Source organism: Halolamina salifodinae (genome assembly GCF_017874235.1).
Taxonomy (GTDB): Archaea; Halobacteriota; Halobacteria; order Halobacteriales; family Haloferacaceae; genus Halolamina; species Halolamina salifodinae.
Window position 1 is genome coordinate 94,211 of sequence record NZ_JAGGLC010000003.1, and the last position, 19,600, is coordinate 113,810.

General features: G+C 66.0%; 16 protein-coding genes. 10 read left to right on the forward strand and 6 right to left on the reverse strand.

Going from position 1 to position 19,600, the window contains the following annotated elements:
* Positions 1 to 13: 13 nt before the first annotated feature.
* Positions 14 to 1,336: an RNA-guided endonuclease InsQ/TnpB family protein gene (locus tag J2753_RS07455; RefSeq protein ID WP_209491671.1), complete on the reverse strand. Its 1,323-nt coding sequence runs from the start codon at positions 1,334 to 1,336 to the stop codon at positions 14 to 16.
* Between the two features lie 257 nt (positions 1,337 to 1,593).
* Here J2753_RS07455 and J2753_RS07460 point away from each other — a divergent pair, with 257 nt between their 5' ends.
* Together J2753_RS07460 and J2753_RS07465 are read left to right on the forward strand one after the other, a co-directional pair.
* Positions 1,594 to 2,604 (forward strand): NAD(P)/FAD-dependent oxidoreductase, encoded by a 1,011-nt coding sequence (locus J2753_RS07460; protein WP_209491312.1) that lies wholly within the window; start codon positions 1,594 to 1,596, stop codon positions 2,602 to 2,604.
* 6 nt (positions 2,605 to 2,610) lie between these two features.
* Positions 2,611 to 3,831, forward strand: coding sequence for an ABC transporter substrate-binding protein (locus J2753_RS07465; RefSeq protein ID WP_209491313.1), 1,221 nt, complete (start codon positions 2,611 to 2,613; stop codon positions 3,829 to 3,831).
* A gap of 16 nt (positions 3,832 to 3,847) precedes the next feature.
* Here the strand turns inward: J2753_RS07465 and J2753_RS07470 are convergent, their stop codons facing one another.
* Together J2753_RS07470 and J2753_RS07475 are read right to left on the reverse strand one after the other, a co-directional pair.
* Entirely contained in the window at positions 3,848 to 4,870 is a 1,023-nt protein-coding gene (locus tag J2753_RS07470) for a YeiH family protein (protein WP_209491314.1), read from the reverse strand.
* 206 nt (positions 4,871 to 5,076) lie between these two features.
* Positions 5,077 to 5,844 (reverse strand): GNAT family N-acetyltransferase, encoded by a 768-nt coding sequence (locus J2753_RS07475; protein WP_209491315.1) that lies wholly within the window; start codon positions 5,842 to 5,844, stop codon positions 5,077 to 5,079.
* A 514-nt stretch (positions 5,845 to 6,358) separates the two neighbouring features.
* Here J2753_RS07475 and J2753_RS07480 point away from each other — a divergent pair.
* From J2753_RS07480 to artA, 6 genes are all read left to right on the forward strand, one after another.
* Positions 6,359 to 7,471: an OBG GTPase family GTP-binding protein gene (locus tag J2753_RS07480; RefSeq protein WP_209491316.1), complete on the forward strand. Its 1,113-nt coding sequence runs from the start codon at positions 6,359 to 6,361 to the stop codon at positions 7,469 to 7,471.
* A 462-nt stretch (positions 7,472 to 7,933) separates the two neighbouring features.
* Positions 7,934 to 8,689, forward strand: a complete 756-nt coding sequence (locus J2753_RS07485; RefSeq protein WP_209491317.1) for a VOC family protein — start codon at positions 7,934 to 7,936, stop codon at positions 8,687 to 8,689.
* Positions 8,690 to 8,760: 71 nt separating this feature from the next.
* A complete protein-coding gene (locus J2753_RS07490; RefSeq protein ID WP_209491318.1) occupies positions 8,761 to 9,282 on the forward strand; it encodes a DUF7342 family protein in 522 nt (173 codons plus the stop codon).
* Positions 9,283 to 9,285: 3 nt separating this feature from the next.
* Positions 9,286 to 9,705: a hypothetical protein gene (locus J2753_RS07495; protein ID WP_209491319.1), complete on the forward strand. Its 420-nt coding sequence runs from the start codon at positions 9,286 to 9,288 to the stop codon at positions 9,703 to 9,705.
* Between the two features lie 645 nt (positions 9,706 to 10,350).
* Positions 10,351 to 12,915 (forward strand): BGTF surface domain-containing protein, encoded by a 2,565-nt coding sequence (locus J2753_RS07500; RefSeq protein ID WP_209491672.1) that lies wholly within the window; start codon positions 10,351 to 10,353, stop codon positions 12,913 to 12,915.
* A 155-nt stretch (positions 12,916 to 13,070) separates the two neighbouring features.
* Positions 13,071 to 14,120, forward strand: coding sequence for an archaeosortase A (gene artA, locus J2753_RS07505; RefSeq protein ID WP_209491320.1), 1,050 nt, complete (start codon positions 13,071 to 13,073; stop codon positions 14,118 to 14,120).
* On the opposite strand, the gene dph5 is transcribed toward artA, so the two are convergent.
* Positions 14,117 to 14,914 carry a diphthine synthase gene (gene dph5, locus J2753_RS07510; RefSeq protein ID WP_209491321.1) on the reverse strand — a complete coding sequence of 266 codons (798 nt, stop codon included), beginning with the start codon at positions 14,912 to 14,914 and terminating at the stop codon, positions 14,117 to 14,119. The genes artA and dph5 overlap by 4 nt on opposite strands.
* Before the next feature lie 88 nt (positions 14,915 to 15,002).
* On the opposite strand from dph5, the gene J2753_RS07515 reads away from it, so the two are divergent.
* Positions 15,003 to 16,190 carry a PrsW family intramembrane metalloprotease gene (locus J2753_RS07515; protein ID WP_209491322.1) on the forward strand — a complete coding sequence of 396 codons (1,188 nt, stop codon included), beginning with the start codon at positions 15,003 to 15,005 and terminating at the stop codon, positions 16,188 to 16,190.
* On the opposite strand, the gene J2753_RS07520 is transcribed toward J2753_RS07515, so the two are convergent.
* Positions 16,187 to 17,158, reverse strand: a complete 972-nt coding sequence (locus J2753_RS07520; protein WP_209491323.1) for an ABC transporter permease subunit — start codon at positions 17,156 to 17,158, stop codon at positions 16,187 to 16,189. The two genes, J2753_RS07515 and J2753_RS07520, sit on opposite strands and share 4 nt — an antisense overlap.
* A 146-nt stretch (positions 17,159 to 17,304) precedes the next feature.
* Here J2753_RS07520 and J2753_RS07525 point away from each other — a divergent pair, with 146 nt between their 5' ends.
* A complete protein-coding gene (locus J2753_RS07525) occupies positions 17,305 to 18,492 on the forward strand; it encodes an ABC transporter permease (protein ID WP_209491324.1) in 1,188 nt (395 codons plus the stop codon).
* On the opposite strand, the gene J2753_RS07530 is transcribed toward J2753_RS07525, so the two are convergent.
* Positions 18,489 to 19,472, reverse strand: coding sequence for an ABC transporter permease subunit (locus J2753_RS07530; RefSeq protein ID WP_209491325.1), 984 nt, complete (start codon positions 19,470 to 19,472; stop codon positions 18,489 to 18,491). The genes J2753_RS07525 and J2753_RS07530 overlap by 4 nt on opposite strands.
* Between the last annotated feature and the right edge of the window lie 128 nt (positions 19,473 to 19,600).

Here is a 19,600-nt window from a genome sequence, read left to right on the forward strand (position 1 = left end):
CTGGATTGGGATATTAGGGTTTGCAGTCTACCACTTGTTCCTGCGGTTGGAATCCGCTGGACAAGTCGTGAAGGTAGACCGCTGGCTGTGCCAACCAGCCGGTACTCCTATCCCCGGGCAACTCCCCAGAAGACTCGGAGTTACTTTCATTGTTGATGTCGAGACGAATGTTCTCCGCCCCGTTCACATCAGCGTTGAACGCCGCATCGCACTCCTCGCAGACGTACAGACCACGCTCAACACGGTGACTGTCATCTTTCCGACCGCACATCGAACACGTCTTGCTCGTGTTTCGCTCGGACACTTCTACGACTTCTATGCCCTTGACCTTCGCTTTGTACGTGAGAAGCTTCGTGAAGCGGTTAAACGCCCATCCGTGCAGGTCGAGGTTCCCGTGTTTGCCCCAGCTCTTCGACTCACCATTCTCATCCTCGCGGACACCGTTGAGATTCCCGACGTTGATGCGACCAACTTCTTTGTCAACACACCGCTTGACGATGTGTTTCGCTAAGGAATGGAAGTAGTGGGTGCGGCGCTCCGACCACTTTTTGTGTAGACGGGTCGCTTCTTCGCCGCCTGAGTCGTCGCACTTGGCAATCTTCTTCGGGAAGTAGTAGCCGTCCTGTTTGAGGCGGTTGCCGGGGTACAGGTCGGCTTCCTCTATCCCGTATGCGACCGCCGCGAAGTTGCTGATGCCGAGATCGATTCCAGCCGTCTCGTTGCCGGGTGCGTTGGGTGTCTCGATTTCGTCTTTGCAGACGAGGTGTAGTTCCCATCGCCCCTTTGCCTTGTCATAGACGGCCCTAACTTGTTGCAGGTTCTCGACGGTGACTCCGGGGCGCATCTCGTACTCGACAAGGATGTACTCCCACGCTTTCGGGTGTTCCTTGTGATTCGCGCCCTTCGAGAGTCGCACACGATTGTTTTTCGAGTCGTGTTTGATGCCGTTTTGCTTCCACGTCACCGTACTGCGTGGATGTTCTTCGTGGACGTGGTTTCCATCGTCGTCGTAGTAGTTTTTCTTGCGGTAGCCGGGTGGATTCGCTCGACTGTCGGACTCTCTCTTGCCGTACCACGAGTTGAAGGCTTCAGCGAGTTCCTCCAGAACGCGCTGACTGGACTGACTGTGCAGTCCCTTGTATTTGGTGTGACCTTTCAACTCGTCTTTGAGGTCGCCGTGGTCGGGGATTTCTCCCGTGTCCTCCCAGACGTGCCGGGAGTGGTAGTTGGCGACGTTCCAGAGTTTGCTGGCACTCCACCCGTGCCGGTCGAGCGGTTTCTCTACCTGACTGTGGTTGAGGATTTCCGCTCGGTGGGTACGGTGGACTTCCAGCATTCTGAACGTCTGTATAAGCACTTATACTCGCGTCTCTTATAAGGGTTCGGTTTGAAGGTGGTGGAATATCCGGGCTTGCTATCGAACGGTGGATTGAGGAGGAGTTGTCGGATTCATCCCGCGCCTAAAGGCGCGGGTATTCTCCTTACTCTTTATAAACCCGATACGGCGATAGCGAACTGCCGTCGGCACTCTCCCGTTTTTCGGCCCGCCTAACGATCGAAACGGCTTTACGCATTTAGGCTGGCCTAATCCGTATGGCGCAGGACACTCGCGGAGCGTTCGATCACGACGTGGCCATCGTCGGCGGCGGGCCGGCGGGATCGTCGGCGGCCGTGTTCACCGCCCGCTACGGCCTCGATACCGTGGTCTTCGACCGCGGCCGGTCGTCGATCCAGCAGTGTGCGGTGCTGGAGAACTACCTCGGGTTCCCCGGCGGCATCGACGCCGGGACGTTCTACGCCCTGATGCACGACCACGTCGAGGCGGCCGGGGGGGCGGTCGTCTCCGACCTCGTCGAGTCCGTGGAGCGCGCCGACGCGGGCGAGGGGTTCCGCGTCGAACCGCAGTCCGGGGGATCCGTCACCGCCCGCCGCGTGATCGCTGCCACGCGCTACGGCGGCGACTACCTGCGCGGCCTCGACAGCGAGGGACGAGGTCCCTCTGGCAGGGAGGAGCGAAGCTCCTCGGGCAACCGGGAGCCTGCGGCTCCCGGTGACAGCCGGACGGAGTCCGGCGACAGCGAGGACGCGATGTTCGAGAGCCACGAGTACGACGGCGAGACCCAGGAGTACTTCGACAAGACGTACGCCGACCCCGACGGGACGACCCCGGTCGACGGGCTGTTCATCGCCTCGCCGTACGTCGAAACCAGCCCGCAGGCGATCATGGCCGCGGGCCAGGGCGCCCGCGTGGGCGTCGGCGTCGTCGAGGCCGTCCGGCGCGACCGTGGCTACCCCGAAGGCGTCACCGACTACTACGACTGGGTGCGCCGCGAGGCCGAACTCGACGAGGAGTGGGCCGACCGGGACCGCTGGCGGGAGTTCTTCGACCAGCGACTTCCGGAGGATCACGGGCTCTCCGAGGAGCGCGTCGACGAACTCCGCGAGCGGGAGGTCGACCGCCGACTCGACATGTACGTCTCGGCTGCGGACGCCGACCAGCGTGCGGAGGAAGGGAAGCGACGCCTGCTCGAGCAGATCGACGACGACCTCGTGCTCGAGGCGGCCCGCGAGATCGAAGCCGACCGAGCGACCAACGACGACTGATTACCGATGACTGACTCCAATCTGACGCGACGACAGTATCTGACGTACGGGAGCGCAATCGCCGCGAGCGGCCTGCTCGCCGGCTGTATCGGCGGCGACGGCACCGACACGCCGGCCGGTGAGGGAACCGATGAGCCGACCGAATCCGGCGACGGCACCGTGACGCCGAGCAGCCACACGGCGTCGATGGCGCCCGTCGGCGAGGTCGAGTTCGACAGCGTGCCAGAGAACGTGATGGTGTACAGCCTGCTCTACGCCGACCTGGCGGTCGCCTACGGCCACGGCGACGCGGTGAACTCGCTGGGGTTCAGCGCCGAAGCCGGCGGCAACACCCTCGACGCCTACTACGAGCGGCTCCCCGGGGTTTCGTTCGACCACGAGGGGATCGAACAGCTCAACTCCGGCAACAGCGGCGTCACCATCGACAAGGAGCTACTCTACGAGCTGAACTCCGACCTCCATCTCGCGGACCCGTGTCTGGTGATGGGCTTCGACGGCTGGGAGGAAGCCGATGTCGACGAGATCCGTGAGAACGTGGGGCCGTGGTTCGGCAACACGCTCAGCCGCCGGAACGCCGAACCGCCCGAGGCGTGTGCTGACGACTACGAGTACTACACGCTCTGGCAGATCGCGGAGACCGTCGCTGACGTGTTCCAGTCGCCCTCGGCGTACGAGGAACTCGCCGCGGTCCACGACGACCTGCGTTTGACCATCGAGGCCGACCTCCCGCCAGAGGAGGAGCGACCGACGGTCGCCTCGGTCATCTTCATGCAGGACACGTTCTACCCCTCGCGTATCGACACGGCCGGGTTCAGCAACGCGCACGTCCGGCCGCTGGGCGCCGTCGACGCGTTCGACAGCGCGGAGATCAGCTACCAGACCGCCTACGACTACGAGCAGATGCTCGAGATCGACCCCGACATCATCCTCCACCGGTACGGGATCAACTCCTACTACGACGTGGGCTCGATCAGCCAGACCATCGCGGACCACGCCGTCGGCGGCGATCTCACGGCCGCCCAGAACGGCCGGATCTACCCCGGCGGCCACCCGGTGCAGGGGCCGCTGATGAACCTGTTCCAGATCGAGATGACCGCCAAACAGCTCTACCCCGAGCAGTTCGGCGAGTGGCCGGGCTACACCCACGGCGAGCCGTATCCGGAGATCCCCGAGGAGGAACGGCTGTTCGACCGCCAGCGCGTCGCCGACGCCGTTTCCGGCGAGTAGCGTTTCGAACTTTTCCTCAGAACGTCGCCTGTACGACCACGAGACCGACTGACGACACGACGAGCAGCGTGACCAGTACGACCAGCACGGGCCGGTAGCCCGTCTCCCGGAGTTCCGAGAGTCGGATCTCCAGTCCCAGCCCCGCAAAGGCCAGCAGGAACAGCCAGTCCGCGGCGTTCGAGAGGGAGGCTAGGTCCGCGGTGCTCAGCAGGCCGAGGTTCGCGACGGCGACGACGGCGACGAAGCCGACGACGAACTTCGGGAACGGCTCCCAGATCCGGGCGAGGAGCCCCTGCTCGGCCCCGTCTCCTCCATCCCCGTCTCCGCGCTCCTGTGTTCGCCCGCGTGCGTACAGAACTGCGTACGCGACTGCAACCACGCCGATGGCGGCGTTCCGGGTGAGTTTCACCAGCACCGCCCACTCGCCGGCCGTCTCCGAGACCGCGAACCCAGCGGCGGTCACCGGCCCGGTGCTGAACATGGTGAGGCCGGCCCAGATCCCGAAAATCCGGTCGGGGAGACCCAGCGCGGCGCCCACGAGCGGGTAGGCGACCAGCGTGAGCGCGTCGAACAGCAGCACCGTCGTCGCGGCGTAGGCCACCGCGGCCTCGTCGGCGTCGATGCTCTCGGCGACGGCGACGACCGCCGAGACCCCACAGATCCCGGAGCCGGCGGCCAGCAGCGACCCCGTCTCGCCGTCGATGTGGAACGCGACCCGCGAGAGCGCCTCGACCAACAGGAGCGTCGCCGTCACGACGCCGGCGACCAGCACCAGTACCCGCGGGCCGGCGGCGGCGACGCGGTCCAGCGCGACGCTCGCGCCCGTGAGGACGATTCCGGTCTTGAGCCAGAGTTTGTGTGTTCCGACGCCCGCGCGTGTGAGCGAGGGAATACCGACCGTGTTGCCGACCACGAGACCCAGCAGGATCGCCAGCACGAGGTGGTTTGCGGGGGCGACGCTGGCGAGCAAGCGCGCGACGAGGCCGAGGCCCAGCAAGAGTGCGAGGCCGGGGAGGAGCGACCGGCGCACGGTCACCACGGCACCGAGAGTCCCAGTCGGACGGCGAGCACGAGCAGCAGGCCCACCAGCACCGCCTGCCAGCCCTCGCCGATGTTCGCCCACCAACGCGCCGCGTCGTCACCGTCGATCACTACCGGGGCCTCGGTGGGTGGGAGACATACTCCTTGCGCTGTCGGCCCGTTCTGTCAGTTCTCGCCAGGAGGAAACGAGGAGCGCGTAGCGAGTCACCCGCCGTAGGCGGCGTCCCAGCGCCGCGGCCGGCGCTGGTTCCCGCAGTCGTCACAGACGATCTCGCCCATCGTGCCCATGTTCACGTCGAGGCTGTCGCAGGCGCCGCAGTGCCAGCCGAGGCGCTCCTCGCGGGACGCGTCGAAGTAGGTGGGGTGGAACGGCCCCTTCGTTCCGTGTTCTGGCTCGTCGGTCGCGATCTCCACACTCCGCTCTTCGCCGACTTCGACGGATTCGGCTTGCTCGTCCGCCACGGCTGCGGATTCGGCATCGGCGACGAGCGTGAGTTCGGACACTCGCTCCTCCCCGATGCGGATCTGGCGGGTGGTCTCGCGTTCGTAGCCGCGCTCCTCGTAGAACGCTCGCCCCTCGTCGTTGGCCTCGATGACGCGGGCCTCGATCCGGTCGGCGCCGCGTTCGGCCAGCGCTTCCTCGATGCGGGCCCGGAGGTCATCACCGACCCCCTCGTCGCGGCGGTTCGGGCGGACGTGGATCCACTCGATGCAGCCGACGCCCTCCGAGAGAAACGCTTGGGCGAACCCAGCGATCCCGCGGTCCGACTCGGCAACGAGGACGACCGTCCGGCCATCCGCCATCTCTTCGCGAAGCACGCTCGGAGCCGACTGCTCGGTGCCGTACCACGACTCGACCACCCGCTGTCGGGCGTCGGCGTCGAGCACGTCGTCGTAGGAGGCGGCCAGCGACCGGTTCGCTACGTCCCTGATCCCGGGAAAGTCGTTGGGGGTGCCAGTACGGACTCGCATGTATGGTAGTTAGTCTCACCCGTGTTGAATCTTCGCCGGGTCGGGCTGATCGGGATCCGAGGCGGGTTCGACGGCCAGCAGCCCCACTCCGAGCAGTATCGCGGTGGTCGTGGCTGGGTTGGGCACCGCCACGGCATCAAGCGCCGTCGGTCCGACACGTCGGTCGGAACAGGCCGCTCTCGTCGACGCGGCTGGTTGGAACACAGCCGCGGCGTCAAGCTCCGCGACGACGACACGGAGGCCGTCGTCGGTCGCTCGCCGCGGCTGGTTGGCACACAGTCACGCCGTGGTCTCGTTGCTGCGAGACGGAGCTCGCAGCAGTTCGTCCGGCGTCACCAGAAATCCATGATTTCTGGTTGGCAGACGAGAGCCACCGGCTCTCGTCGACGTGACTGGTTGGAACACAGCCACGGCATCAGTCGCCGTGGTTCCGACACGTCGGTCGGAACAGGCCGCTCGCCGTGACTGGTTGGAAGGAACAGGTTTAACGACGCCGACGGCCGATTTTCGACTGATGGGACTCGAGGAGGAGATCGAAGAACTCCGCGAGGAGATCGCCAGCACGCCCTACAACAAATCTACGGAGAGCCACATCGGGCGGCTGAAGGCGAAGCTCGCGGAGAAAAAGGAGAAGCTGGAGAACCAGTCCTCCTCCGGCGGCGGCCACGGCTACGCTGTCGAGAAGACCGGCGACGCGACTGTCGCCCTCGTGGGCTTTCCCAGCGTCGGGAAGTCCACGCTGATCAACGCGCTGACCAACGCCGAGAGCGAGACCGGCGAGTACGAGTTCACCACGCTGGACGTCAACCCGGGGATGCTCAAACACCGCGGGGCGAACATCCAGATCCTCGACGTGCCGGGGCTGATCGAGGGCGCCGCCAGCGGCCGCGGGGGCGGCCAGGAGGTGCTCTCCGTGGTTCGGACCGCCGATCTGGTGGTGTTCATGCTCTCGGTGTTCGAGATCGACCAGTACGAACGCCTCCGGCACGAACTGTACGAGAACAAGATCCGACTCGACACCGAGCCGGCGAGCGTCTCGATCACGAAATCCCACACCGGCGGGCTCCGGGTCACGCTCAGCGACTCGGTGAGCATGGACGCCGAGACGATCAAGGACGTGCTCCGGGAGCACGGCTACGTCAACGCCGAGGTGACGGTGCGCGGGGACCCCTCCATCGACGAGCTGATCGACTCGATCATGGACAACCGCGTCTACCTCCCTTCGATTGTCTCGGTGAACAAGGCCGACCTGATCGACGCTGACTACCTCCCGACGGTAAAGGAGAACCTCCAGAGCCACGACATCGACCCCGAGGCGGCCATCTTCATCTCCGCAGTGGAGGAGAAAGGGCTGGAGGGGCTCAAGGAGCGAATCTGGGAGGAACTGGGCCTGTTGCGGATCTACATGGACAAGCCCGGCCGCGGCGTCGACTACGAGGAGCCGCTGGTGCTCCCCCCGGAGTCGACCGTCGAGGACGCCTGTCTGGACATCGGCGGCGAGGAGTTCCTGAACCGCTTCAGGTTCGCGCGGGTGAGCGGTGCGTCCGCGAAGCACAACGACCAGCAGGTGGGGCTGCAGCACGAACTCGCCGACGAGGACGAACTGCGGATCACCGTTCAGCGGTAGCTGATTTGGGGTTTCGGGCGTGTGGGGATGGTTTCTACTGAACAGCTACTGCGCGGCAGCATCTCGATGCTTGGCTACTTGTACCGCACCGCTGACCACTCGGCGGCCACAGCCTCCCCAGCCGATTCGCTCCCGACAGTCGCTCATCCCTCGCGCTGACTCGTCCACAGAGGGACTCGCGTTTCGCGCCACCGCCGGCTGCGGTGGCGATGGATGCCTCGCGGGCGTTACGAGAGCGTTCGGCTCTCGTCTGCCAACCAGAGCGCTTTGCGTTCCGGTGACGTCGACGAGCGGCGCTCTGCGGTCACGAGTGACCAAGCACACTCCGCGGTACTGTCCGAAGTCGTGGTCGTCTTGTGACCTTCTTCGGTTAGCCACCGGGCCTTCCTCATCGCACACGCCGGAACTACCCACTACCGGCTCCGGTACGCTTTTCGCGCTCACGTTCCGACTTTCCCCCACATGAGCCACACGCTCGATCACGTCATGATGCGCGTCGAGGACCTCGAGGCGAGCCTCGAGTGGTACACGACGCACCTCGACTACGAGGAGAAGGGTCGCTGGGAGGCGGACACGTTCACCAACGTCTACCTCGGCCCGGCAGACGTCCACGAGGAGGGCGCGATACTCGAACTCACCTACAACCACGACGGGCGCTCCTACGAGATGGGCGACGCGTGGGGCCACATCGCCGTCCGCGTCGAGGATGTCGAGGAGGCCTACGCCGAACTGATGGACGAGGGCGTCGAGGACTACCGCCCGCCCGCGGAGAACCCCGGCTACGCGTTCGTGACGGATCCCGACGGCCACGAGATCGAGATCGTCGAGCGCGACCACGGCGCCCGCTGGAGCCTCGACCACACGATGATCCGCGTCGAGGAAGCCGACGCCGCCATCGGCTGGTGGACCCGAAAGATGGGCTACCAGCCCGACGGCCGCTGGGAGGCCGACACGTTCGCGAACTACTTCCTCGCGCCCGAGGGCGCCGCCGAGGAGGCGATGACGGTGGAGCTGACGTACAACTACGACGACCGGACGTACGACCTCGGCGACGCCTGGGGGCATCTGGCCGTGGAGTGTGAGGATCTGGAGGCGTTCTGGGACACGCTGCTGATCCGCGAGGCCGAGGACTACCGCGATCCGGAGTCGTGTGACTTCAACTACGCGTTCACGAAGACGTTCGGTGGGCACGAAGTCGAAGTGATTACGCGGGAGTGAGGGGATTCGCGGTTCACGCAATTATCTGAAGCGGAAGAATCTTTATTGAGCTACGCTCCGAACAACGAGCCATGAGTGAGGAGACTCCTGGCGTCGAGGCGTGGAAGGAGCGGACGACCGCCTTCGATAGAGTGCGATCGGTCGCGGAGTCGGCGTCCAGCCCGCAGACAGTGGCGGAGATCGCCGCCGACGCCGCGGTCGCGGAGAACACCGCGCGGAACCACCTCGACCGACTCGTAGCGATGAACGTACTCGTTCGAACGGACAGTAACGGGACCACCACGTACGCGCCCGACCCGCTGCACGCGCGGGCAGGCGCGATCCGGGAGTTGCTGAACGAACACGATCACGACGGGCTTCTCGAACTCCGTGCGGAGCTACAGGAGCGAGTCGCGGCGTGGACCACGGAGTACGGCGTCGACTCGCCCGCAGCGCTTCGAGAGCGCGCCGCCGACGCCGAGGACGCGGCGACCACGCGCCGCATGCGGGCGGACGCGAACGATTGGGAGCTGGTCGCTCATCGGCTGGATCTCGTCGAGGAGGCGATCCGGAACTACACCGCGTACAGTCGCTCCGGGCGGGCGTCGGCCTGAAGCGTGTCGGGACCGGCCTACGACCCTGGCGAAGCGTCACACAGAGCGCTCCGCGGGATCCGCCAAGAGCTCGAACGACATCCTGCGGTATCGGTCGCTCGGGGGTTTCCCGAGGGGGAGTTCACGAGCGTCGTCGCCGAACTCGATCCTGCGGTCGTCGGAAACGAGGATGCCACCCTGGCGGTGCGGTGGTTCGCGGGCGAACAGCCGGGCGCCGATCCGGAGTTCTCGTTCCACGTCGGCGGCCCGGACGCCGATTTCGGCTGGCACCACGAGCCGAACCCTCACGTGAAGGGATGGGGTCACTTCCAGCGACGGGAGGGGTCGGCGTATCGCTACGAACCGTATTCGTTCTCGTCGCTCGCGCCGGCACGAGTGGTGTGGAAACTGATGGCTCGGTTGACGGCGCGACTGGAAGAGTAGGACGCTGTCAGTATCGAGGAGTACGAACCACCGTCCTTCGCCGGATTGGCTCTAGGGCCCGTTCCGACACCACTGGCGCTACCGAAAGCGTACTCCGCCTTCTGGCCCGCGTCGACGCCCCCGGCCACATAGCCTCGTCCCCGAGTGTCGTCCGGGTCACGTCCGGGGATCGCGTCGGTCGAGCGACGCCGCTCGGCCCCTTCGACTCCGTGTTCGGGGTCGCTCGGCGTGCTTACACGATCGACCCCCGATTGCGTACGACGCGTGGGCGTGCGTGAGCGTCGGGGCTGCGTGGGGCGAACGCAGGAGTGTTCGACCGGTCCCGAGCCCGGCGGTCGTCGACGACTGCCGTGGCGGCGGCGGTCGTCGACGACGCCATCTGCACTGGCGGGCGCAGTCGACCGGCATAAAGCCACCTCGTCTGTACACAAGATACTTAGTGGCCGATTCGCTGAATCGCCCGTTCGCGGCCTGTAGAGCGTATGTGTCGAAGTAACACGACCCGCGACCACCACAAGACATTTATAACGAGCTGCACTTGTTTCGCACACCCCTACCCATGGTGGCAACAGTGAGTATCGCCGTACGGTTCGGCGTGGAAGTTGGCGCCGCCGGTTGCGGTGCAGTGCGAAACCTTAGACAACAATGACAGACAACTCAGACAAGATCCGCAGCATCGTTCTGGCTGCGCTGATGGTGTTCTCCGTGTTCGCGGGGACCGTTGCCTTTGCAGGCACGGCCGCTGCGACGAACGCGTCCACCATTAGTGCTCAGCCGAATACGACTGCGGCTACTTCAACACACACAGTAACCGCGACAGTAGAATCGAACGACGACTCTAACTCCTTCAACAGCATCGAGGTCGACTATAGTGCCGGTAGCGGCAACTTCGATACCTCGAACGTTGGACAGGATGACATCGTGACGCTGACGGCCAACGGGACTGATGTCACCAGCGACATTCAGGGCGTCAGTACGTCGAACAACGGCGGGACGCTCCTCGTTTCGCTCGGCGGAACGCACTCGCTAAACGCTAGTAACGAGGTTGTCCTCGAATTCAGCGATGTCCGGAACCCCGATCAAGCGGGTACCTACTCTGTTGAAACTGCAATCAACACACAGAGTACGGATAACCCGACGGCGGCCGACCTGGATATCGCTGCAGCAAACACCAGTGCGAACGCGAGCCTCGTTGAGGGCTCGATCATCTACCAGGGCCAGGCGGTCAACGGCATCAACTTCGGTGCGAACCAGGACGTGGTCCTACGCTCGGGTACTGCAGCGGACCCCGGGACCTTCCAGAACTCGTACACGGCTGATGGCGCCGGTAACATCAGCTTCAGTACGTCCGACCTCGCTACGGGTCAGAACTACTTCCTCGAAGGCGGTGACGGTGACGTCGTCGAATTCGAGGTCGTCGAGCACAGCCTTTCGCTGAGCCTCGACGACACGGAGCTCGGTAACGCCGGTGGTTCCACGACCACGACGGCAGTGTTCGACTCCAACCGTCAGCAGTTCGATGTCTACGTCTCTGCTGACAACCTCGCAGCGAGTGAGGTCCAGAATATCGTTGACGACGGCTTCGGCAGTACGTCGCTCGTCGACGCGAACGGCGACGGTACGGACGATTACGTCCGTGCCACTGTCGACCGTGGCGCCGATTACACGCTGAACGCCAGCGGTATCGATGCAGGCGACTACAACCTCGACTACGAGGTTGTGGACACGACCGCCTCCGTCTCCACCGCACTCAACGTCTCTGCCGTTGGTACCGGAGAGGCTGAACTCGACACGAGCAGCTTCACGGTGAGCCAGGGCGACGTCGCCTCTATTAACGTTACCCTCGACGGTGCCGCCGAAGGCACCGGGGGGACGCTCGTCATCGGGGACGAATCAACTGAAGGCTACCAGGCCAACGTCTCGTTCTCCGACGACGGTGACGGCGAGGTGACGATCATGTTCAACACCTACGCTGCTGGTAGCCCCGATAACGGTACTGTCGTCTGGGCGGCTGGCGACGACTCCGTCACCTTCGACAGCAGTACTAACCAGACTACTATCGACAACATCCTCGCACAGGGTGACTACACTCTGTCCGTGAGTACTGCGTCCGACGCGGCCACCACGGTCGATCAGCCGCAGGACCTCGGTGCGCTGGCCATCGGCGAGCGCACCACCGAGAACATGCAGCTGTGGACCGCACCTGCAAACGCAGATCTGAATGCTGACGGTGAGAACGGCGTTACCGACAGTGACGTCGCTGCTCTCATCGAGGACGGTCTTGTCACCGAGGCAGACGGCACTATCACCGCGGGCGACTACGTGGTCCACCAGGTCAGCGCGACTGGTCTGGAGGGTCTCGTTGAGGCCGAGGGTAACCTCAGTGCTGCTCTGCTGTCCGAGGACGTCCTCTCCGTGAGTATCGTTCAGACGAACCCGGTCCAGAACCAGGAGCCGAAGGCGGTCAACGTCTCGGCTTCCACCAGCGCTCTGACCTTCGTTGAAGGCGACGGTGCGTACTACATCGTTGCTGACACGAGCAGTCTCGAGCTCGAGCAGTCGAGCAAAAGCATCGCGGCAGGCGACGAGTTCAAGGCGACCTTCACGGTCGCTGACAACCGTCTCCTCAGCTCCGCCGAGTCTTCGGCCCACCAGTCCGTCAACGCGACGTTCGAGGTCGAGGGCCCGACCACGGAGCTCGACAGTGACCCGGTTGAGGTCACTTCCGACTCCGGTCAGAACATCACGGGTACGTCGAACTACGCTCCGGGTACGGAGCTGACGGTCCGCATCCGATCCACCTCGGATGTGAGCCCCGGCTTCTTCAACACCCAGACCGTTACCGTCCAGCCGGACGGGACGTTCTCCGCAACGTTCGACTTCAGCGACCAGGCAGCTGAGGACACCTTCACCGTGAGTGTGCGAAAGACCGGCGACACGGTTGCCTCCGCTGACGGTGAGGTCGTCGAGAGCGTCGGTACGCCGACCGCGACGGCTACGCCGACCGCGACGGCTACGCCGACCGCGACGGCAACGCCGACGGAGACGGCCACCGCGACGGCCACGGCGACGCCGACGGATACGGACACCGCCACGGCCACGGCGACTGAGGAACCCGGCACGACGACTTCGACGACGCCCGGCTTCGGCGTCGCAGTCGCACTTGTCGCGCTCCTCGCCGCTGCGCTGCTGGCCGGTCGACGAGAGTAACTGACTCTCCCGACTCCCAGTAGCTAACACCGGCCTCGCGCCGGTACTTCCGCCTTCACTTTCTTTCGAACGTCACGCCCGCCAGCGGCAGCGCTCGTGCGTGAGAGACCCCCACAACGGTAAGGGATTTACACGGCGGACCGCATTCTTCGAGTATGGTCGGTATCGCGGGTAGCGTTCCGCCGTGGCTTCTCGATGTGACTGACGTGCTGGCGTGGATCGTCATCGGGGCGTTCACGCTCGGCGCGGTGCTCGAACTCAGCGCGCGGCGACAGGACCGCAGCGCGCCGAGCAGGTCGCCCGAGTCAGCCATCGGCGCCGGACGAAAGCGCCTCGAGTACGCACGAACCGTCGCCACGGGCGCGTGGGGACTGTTCGCGCTGTTCTGGCTACTCCTGTTCCCGCATTTCGCGTTCGTCCACAAGAGCTACGTCGAGGGCATCCTCGCGCTGATAGCCGTCCCCGCCTGCCTCTACGCTGGCTACCTCCTCTGGGAGGGCCGGGATACGCTGTTCGTGCTCTCGCGCTCGTCGGCGATCATGGGGCTGATCTACCTCCCCTTCGAGACGATTCCCGCCGTCCAGCTGGGCAGCCTCCGGATCCCCTCGCCCCGCGGGGTGCTGATCGAGACCGTCACCACCCAGACGGGATTTCTGATGAGTCTGCTGGGCTACAACCCCGAACTGATCCCCGGACCGCAGGGGTTCCAGAACACCTACGAGTTCGTCGCCGCCGACGGGCAGATCCTCCAGTTCTCCATCGTGCTCGCCTGCACGGGGCTGGGGAGCATCGCCATCTTCGCGGGCCTGATCGGCGCGGTCCGCGCGCCGCTGCGCCGAAAGCTGCGGGCGCTGGGCGTCGCCGTCCCGATCATCTACGGGCTGAACCTCCTGCGCACGACGTTCATCGGCATCACGTTCGGCGAACAGCTACTCCAGATCTTCCCGAACCTCGTGCTGGCGCTGTTCGGCGGGACCGACCCCTACCGGGTCTCGTGGTACGTCTCGGACCGCATCATCAGCCAACTGCTGGCGGTTATCGCGCTGGTCGGCGTCACCTACCTCGTCGTCCGTGAACTCCCCGAGATCCTCACCGTGATCGAGGACGTGCTGTTCATGGCCACCGGCGACGAGTACGACCTCTCGGACGCGCTGGACCTGCCGCAGGGCCAGAAAGAGCGTCAGGTCCCCGAGCAGTCCGACTAGAGCAGTTCCGCGGGCGCGCCCGCAAGCGACGAAAGCGCCTCGGCTTCGAGGTGGTGGGGCTCGGCGGGCACGACGAGCAGGTGGAGCGGCCCGCCGAACTCCCGATCCGCTAACGCCGAGAGCCGGTCGGCCGCGACCACCGGCTCCGGGCTCCCCGCACGGGCGACGACGACGGCGAGTGCGTCCGCCCAGTTCTCCGCGAGCAGTTCGGCGGCGTAGTCCGCGGTCATGTAGCGCTCGTTCTCACCGAGTCCAGCCGCGTCGGCGGTCGGGTCGTCGACCTTGATGTCCAGATAGACCAGCGTGTGGAGGTCCCGCTCCCGGTTGGCTTCAACCGTCTCGATCACGCTGTCGGGCACGTCGCCGCCGCCGTGGGCGCCCGGGAACGGCAACGTCGTCGCCTTCCCGAAGCGGTAGTTCTGGAGCCCCGTCAGCCCCGAGGCCGCCGACTGGGCCGAGACGCCGTGGATCACGCGGGTCTCGATCCCGCGCTCGTGAGCGCGCAGGCGCAGATCCACGTGGGTCGTCGAGATCATCGTGTCCCCGGCAGTCAGGAAGGCGACGTCCTCGTCCTCAGCGGCGTCGAGGATCGGTTCCGGATCCTGCTCGACGCCCGCGCGGTCCCGAACTTCGATGTCGATCCCGTGGAACGTTTCGAGTTCCTCGACGGTCGTGCCGACGAGGCGGCTGGTGTAGAACTCCGCGAACGCGCGGTCGGCCGCCGCGAGCGCCTCCCGGCCCTCGACGGTGATGGATCGCTCGTCGTAGAGGCCGAGTCCGATGAAGGTGAGCATACCCGGAGTGGGCACGCGCCCCCCAAATCGGTGTTCATCGGCGGCCGCGGCGGCAAGGAATACGTGCCTCGGGGCCACAGAGCCACACATGACCGACACCGACCCGGTCGAGGAGGCATCGGTGGAGGACCGGGATCTCTACGACGTGGCGACGTGGGAGCCCCGAACCACCCTCGACAGGGCCGCCGTCAAACTCCACGGCGCGCTCGCGGGCGGCGCCAGACTCACGGTGGTGCTGCTCGCGGCGGTGGTGTTCCTCGCACAGGTCGGCGGCGTCGTGTGGCTGGCGAGCCAGCGCCCCACGCTGGGCGCGGTAGCGCTCCTGTCAGCCGTACCGGCGTTCGGCCTCGTCGCGTTCGTCTGGAAGCAGGACATCGTCGACAAGGAGCCCCTGGACACGCTGGCGATCACGTTCGTGCTCTCGGTGCTGTTCGCCAGCTTCGCGGCCACGATCAACACGCTGTTCCAGAGCACGTTCCAGTCCATCCCGCTGATCGGCATGGCGCTGTTTTTCTTCGTCGTCGTCGCGCCCGCCGAGGAGACCGTCAAGTGGCTTGCAGTCCGGCTCCACGCCTACCGGCGCCCGGAGTTCGACGCCGTCATCGACGGCGCGGTGTACGGCGCCGTCGCCGGCCTCGGCTTCGCGACCATCGAGAACACGCTCTACGTCGTGCAGGGGTTCCTGCGCGCACAGGAGGCCGGCGGCACGCAGGCCATCGGCGCCGCGCTCGGCACGGCCACCTCGCGGGCGCTCGCGGGCCCGGGCCACGTCATCTACTCGGCGTGGGCGGGCTACTACCTCGGGCTGGCGAAGTTCAACCGCGAGAACCGCGGGCCCATCGTGGTGAAGGGGCTGCTGATCGCCGCGCTGATCCACGGCAGCTACAACGTCGTCGTCACCTACGCGCCGCTGGGGCTGCTTCCCGGCTGGGGCTATCTGGGCTTCGTCGTCCTCTTCGACGGGCTGTTTTTCTACTTGCTCTACCGGAAGCTGGCACGCTACCGCGACACCTACGCGGACACCGTCGGCGATGGTGCGGGCGACGATGGGCGCAACACCGAGGGAGATGGAACCGTGGGCACGCAGCGTGACCCCGGCGCTGCACCCGAGCGGGGCGCGCTGGAGCACGAGGCCGAAGACGGGCCCGGCATCGACGAGGAGTCCGGAGCGGAGGAATCCGGACCGGCGGGCGCCGAGGACGACGCCGACACCGAGGCGGCGGAGCGATCCACCGACTCCGACAGCGGCGCCGTCTGGGACGACCCGGACCGCTAACTCACCGGGTCGACCCGCGGATCGATCAGTTCGTAGTAGGCGTCCTGCAGGAAGTTCACCGTCACCACGACCAGTACCGGGAGCAACACCACGCCGAAGATCAGCCCCGGGTGGCGACTCCCCACGGCGTCGATGGTCAACGTGCCGAACCCGGGCGTCCGGGTCACCCACTCCACCACGTAGAGACCGACGAGCACGATACCGAGCATCTCCGAGGAGAGCACCGTCAGCAGCCGCGCCGCCGAGTGCGGGAACACGTGCCGACAGATCCCCCAGACGCCGACGCCTTTCGCGCGGGCCGTCTTCACGAACGGCTCACCCGCGTACTGGGAGAGGTCCGCGCCCGCCGCCCGAAGCTGAATCGCGAACAGGTACGCCGTCATCGTGAAAAACGGCCACAGCATCGCTCGGAGGTTCCGCGGGCGCAGCGGCCCCGCCTGTGAGTCGTAGCCCAACTCCACGATGGAGTTCGTCAGCCGGAACACGAACACCGGGAGGTAGATGTGGATCAGGTAGGCAAAGAGGAAGACGGGCGTGGCGACGGCGGCGGCGCCAAGCACCGTCGCCTTCTTCGTCAGGTCCCCGCGCTCGACAGCGACCGCGAGCAACTGGACCACCGTCCCGGCGACGATGGCGATGAACGCCGCCGGGATCAGGTAGATCAGCGTCACGAGCAGCGAGTCGACCAGCATCGAGGTGATCGACATCACGCCGGTGTACGTCTCGATGCTCCCCAGATCCAGCGTGAGCAGGCGCACGGCCCACGCGAGGAACTGCTCGAGGAGCGACGCCGCCTGCTTGGCGAAGCGCGGCTGCTGGTAGGTCGTCGCGAACGACCGCGGAACGTAGCCAAGCGGCCCCGCGTTGGGGTTGGGCGCGAACGCCATCGCGAGAAAGGAGATGGTGTACGCGACTGCCAACGAGATCGCTGCCCGGCCCGCCCGGGTCAGGAGTGCGCCGGTGCTCATCGTGGACTCGGGTCGGGGGGGCCTCCGAGTGTCGTGGACCGAGCGATTCGACCGGGGGAGGGCGGCCAGCGGGGCGACATCCTATCCCATGTGGGGAACACACAAGCTATTAGTCGTGTCGGCTCGGCTTCGTCTCCGTACCCCCGATGCGTGAGGAGCCCTCCACCGAGCCCGGGCGTTTCGAGGCGATCGACTGGGACAAGCACGACCCGAACGACGCCGCCGTTGCCCTGCCGCGCTGGCTGCCGGCGGCGGCGGCGCTGCTGATCGCGGCGTTCGCGTACGACTATCTGACCGTCGATGGCCTCCCGGTCGCGATGGACGGCCTCGACTGGCTGTTGATCGCGGGGCTGTACGTCGTCGGGAGCCTGATCGTTCTCCCGATCACGCAGAGCCCGGACCAGGTACGCACCTACTGGGCGCAGTTCCGCACCGACCGACTTGCGGTCGCCTGCCTGGCGTATCTGGGGCTGTTCTTCCTCGTCGGCCTGCTCGGCCCGCTCTACTTTCACGAGCCACGGCTGCACGTACTCTACTCCTCCCAGCCGCCGGTCTGGGGGAGCATCGACCCCATCTACGTCCCGCGGTGTTACGGGGAGATACTCAACGGCCGCTGTCAGGGGACGTGGACGTTCCCGCTGGGGACCAACGGAATCGCGGGCAAGGACATGCTGCCGCTGCTGGTGCTGGGGACGCGGACCAGCCTGAGCGTCGTCCTCGGCGCCGCGGCCATCGTCGTCCCGACGGGCGTCGGCGCCGGCGTCGCCGCCGCGGAGTTGGGCGGACACGTCGAGACGGTACTCATGTGGCTGGCCGAACAGCTCCAGACGTTCCCGGCCATCCTGATCTACTTCCTGCTGTTTTTCTGGATGGTCGAGGGACGGCTCCGCCTGCTGATCGCCGTCCTCGGGTTCGTTAGCTGGGGCGGGCTGGCACGCCTGGTCAGAAACGAGATCCGGGTGCGCCGCAGCGAACAGTTCGTGCAGGCCGCGGAACTCGGCGGCGTCGGCTCGGCGCGGCTACTGGCTCGCCACCTCCTGCCGAACATCGCGCCCTCGGTGCTGACCAACGTCACGCTGCAGGTGCCGCTGTTCGTGCTCGTCGAAGTGTCGGTCTCGTTCATCGTCATCGCGCTCTCGGGCGGCACGACGACGTTGGGCGACCCCACGAACTTCTCGTGGGGCGAAATCATCTACAACTCCCTGTTCTCGGTGGGTGCGCCCGCGGCGTGGTGGCTCGCGGGGTTCCCGCTGGTCCTCCTGTTCCTGACGGTCTTCTCGTTCAACGTCGTCGGCGACGCGTTCGTCGACGCCTTGGAGCCCCGGAGCGACTAGTCGCCGGGGCCGGTCTCCACCCGCGGGTCGAACAGCGCGTAGTACGTCTCGCGGGCGGTGTTGACGACGGCGACGACGAACACCGGCAGCAGGACGGCCGCGAAGATGAGCCCCGGCGCGCGACTCCCGGCGGCGTCGATGGTCATCGCGCCGAACCCGGGCGTGTGCGTCACCCACTCCACCGCGTAGAGACCGACGAGCACGATCCCGAACATCTCCGAGGAGAGCACCGTCAGCAGCCGTGCCGCCGAATGCGGGAACACGTGCCGACAGATCCCCCAGACGCCGACGCCCTTCGCGCGGGCGGTCTTCACGAACGGCTCGCCGGCGTACTGGGCCAGATCCGTCCCGGCGGCCCGGAACTGGATCGCGAACAGGTAGAGCCCCATCGTGAGCCCCGGCCAGATCGCCGCCTCGAGGTTCCGCCGGGAGAACGGGCCCGTGGACTCGTCGTAGCCCAGATCCGCGATCCCGCCGGTCGTCTCCATCACGAACCCCGGCAGATACACCTGCAGCACGTACGCGACGAGGAACACCGGGACGGCGACGGCGGCGGCGCCGAGCAGTTTCGTCGTCGTGCTCAGGTCCCCGCGCTCGACGGCGACCGCGAGCAGTTGGACGACGGTGCCGGCGACGACGGCGAACAGCAGCGCCGGAAGCAGGTAGATCAGCGTCACGACCACCGCGTCGACGAGGACGTCGCGAAGGACGACCACGTCGTGGCCGAACCCGATCTGGCCCAGATCGAGCGTGACGACCCGGCCCAGCCAGTCCAGATAGAGGCTCGACAGGGCGGCGTCCTGCGAGGCGAACGCTGGCTGGCGGTAGAGCCCGCTGAACAGCCGCGGCTGGTAGGCGGCGGTGGTCGCGTGGGGGTTCGGAACGTACGCCAGCGCGAGGAACACGCCGGTGAACACCACCCATAGCGACAACACGACGCGGGCGACACGCGTCCCGGTGGCGATCAGCAGGCTACGCATCGCTGGACGGGAGCGCACGAGGAGTGGTTGACGGGACGGGGACGACCGACTGTGGAGGGAGGCGGACCATCGCGGAGCTTTTTGTGACACATTGTCACAAGCTATTAGTTCTTGCTCACCGCGGTTGG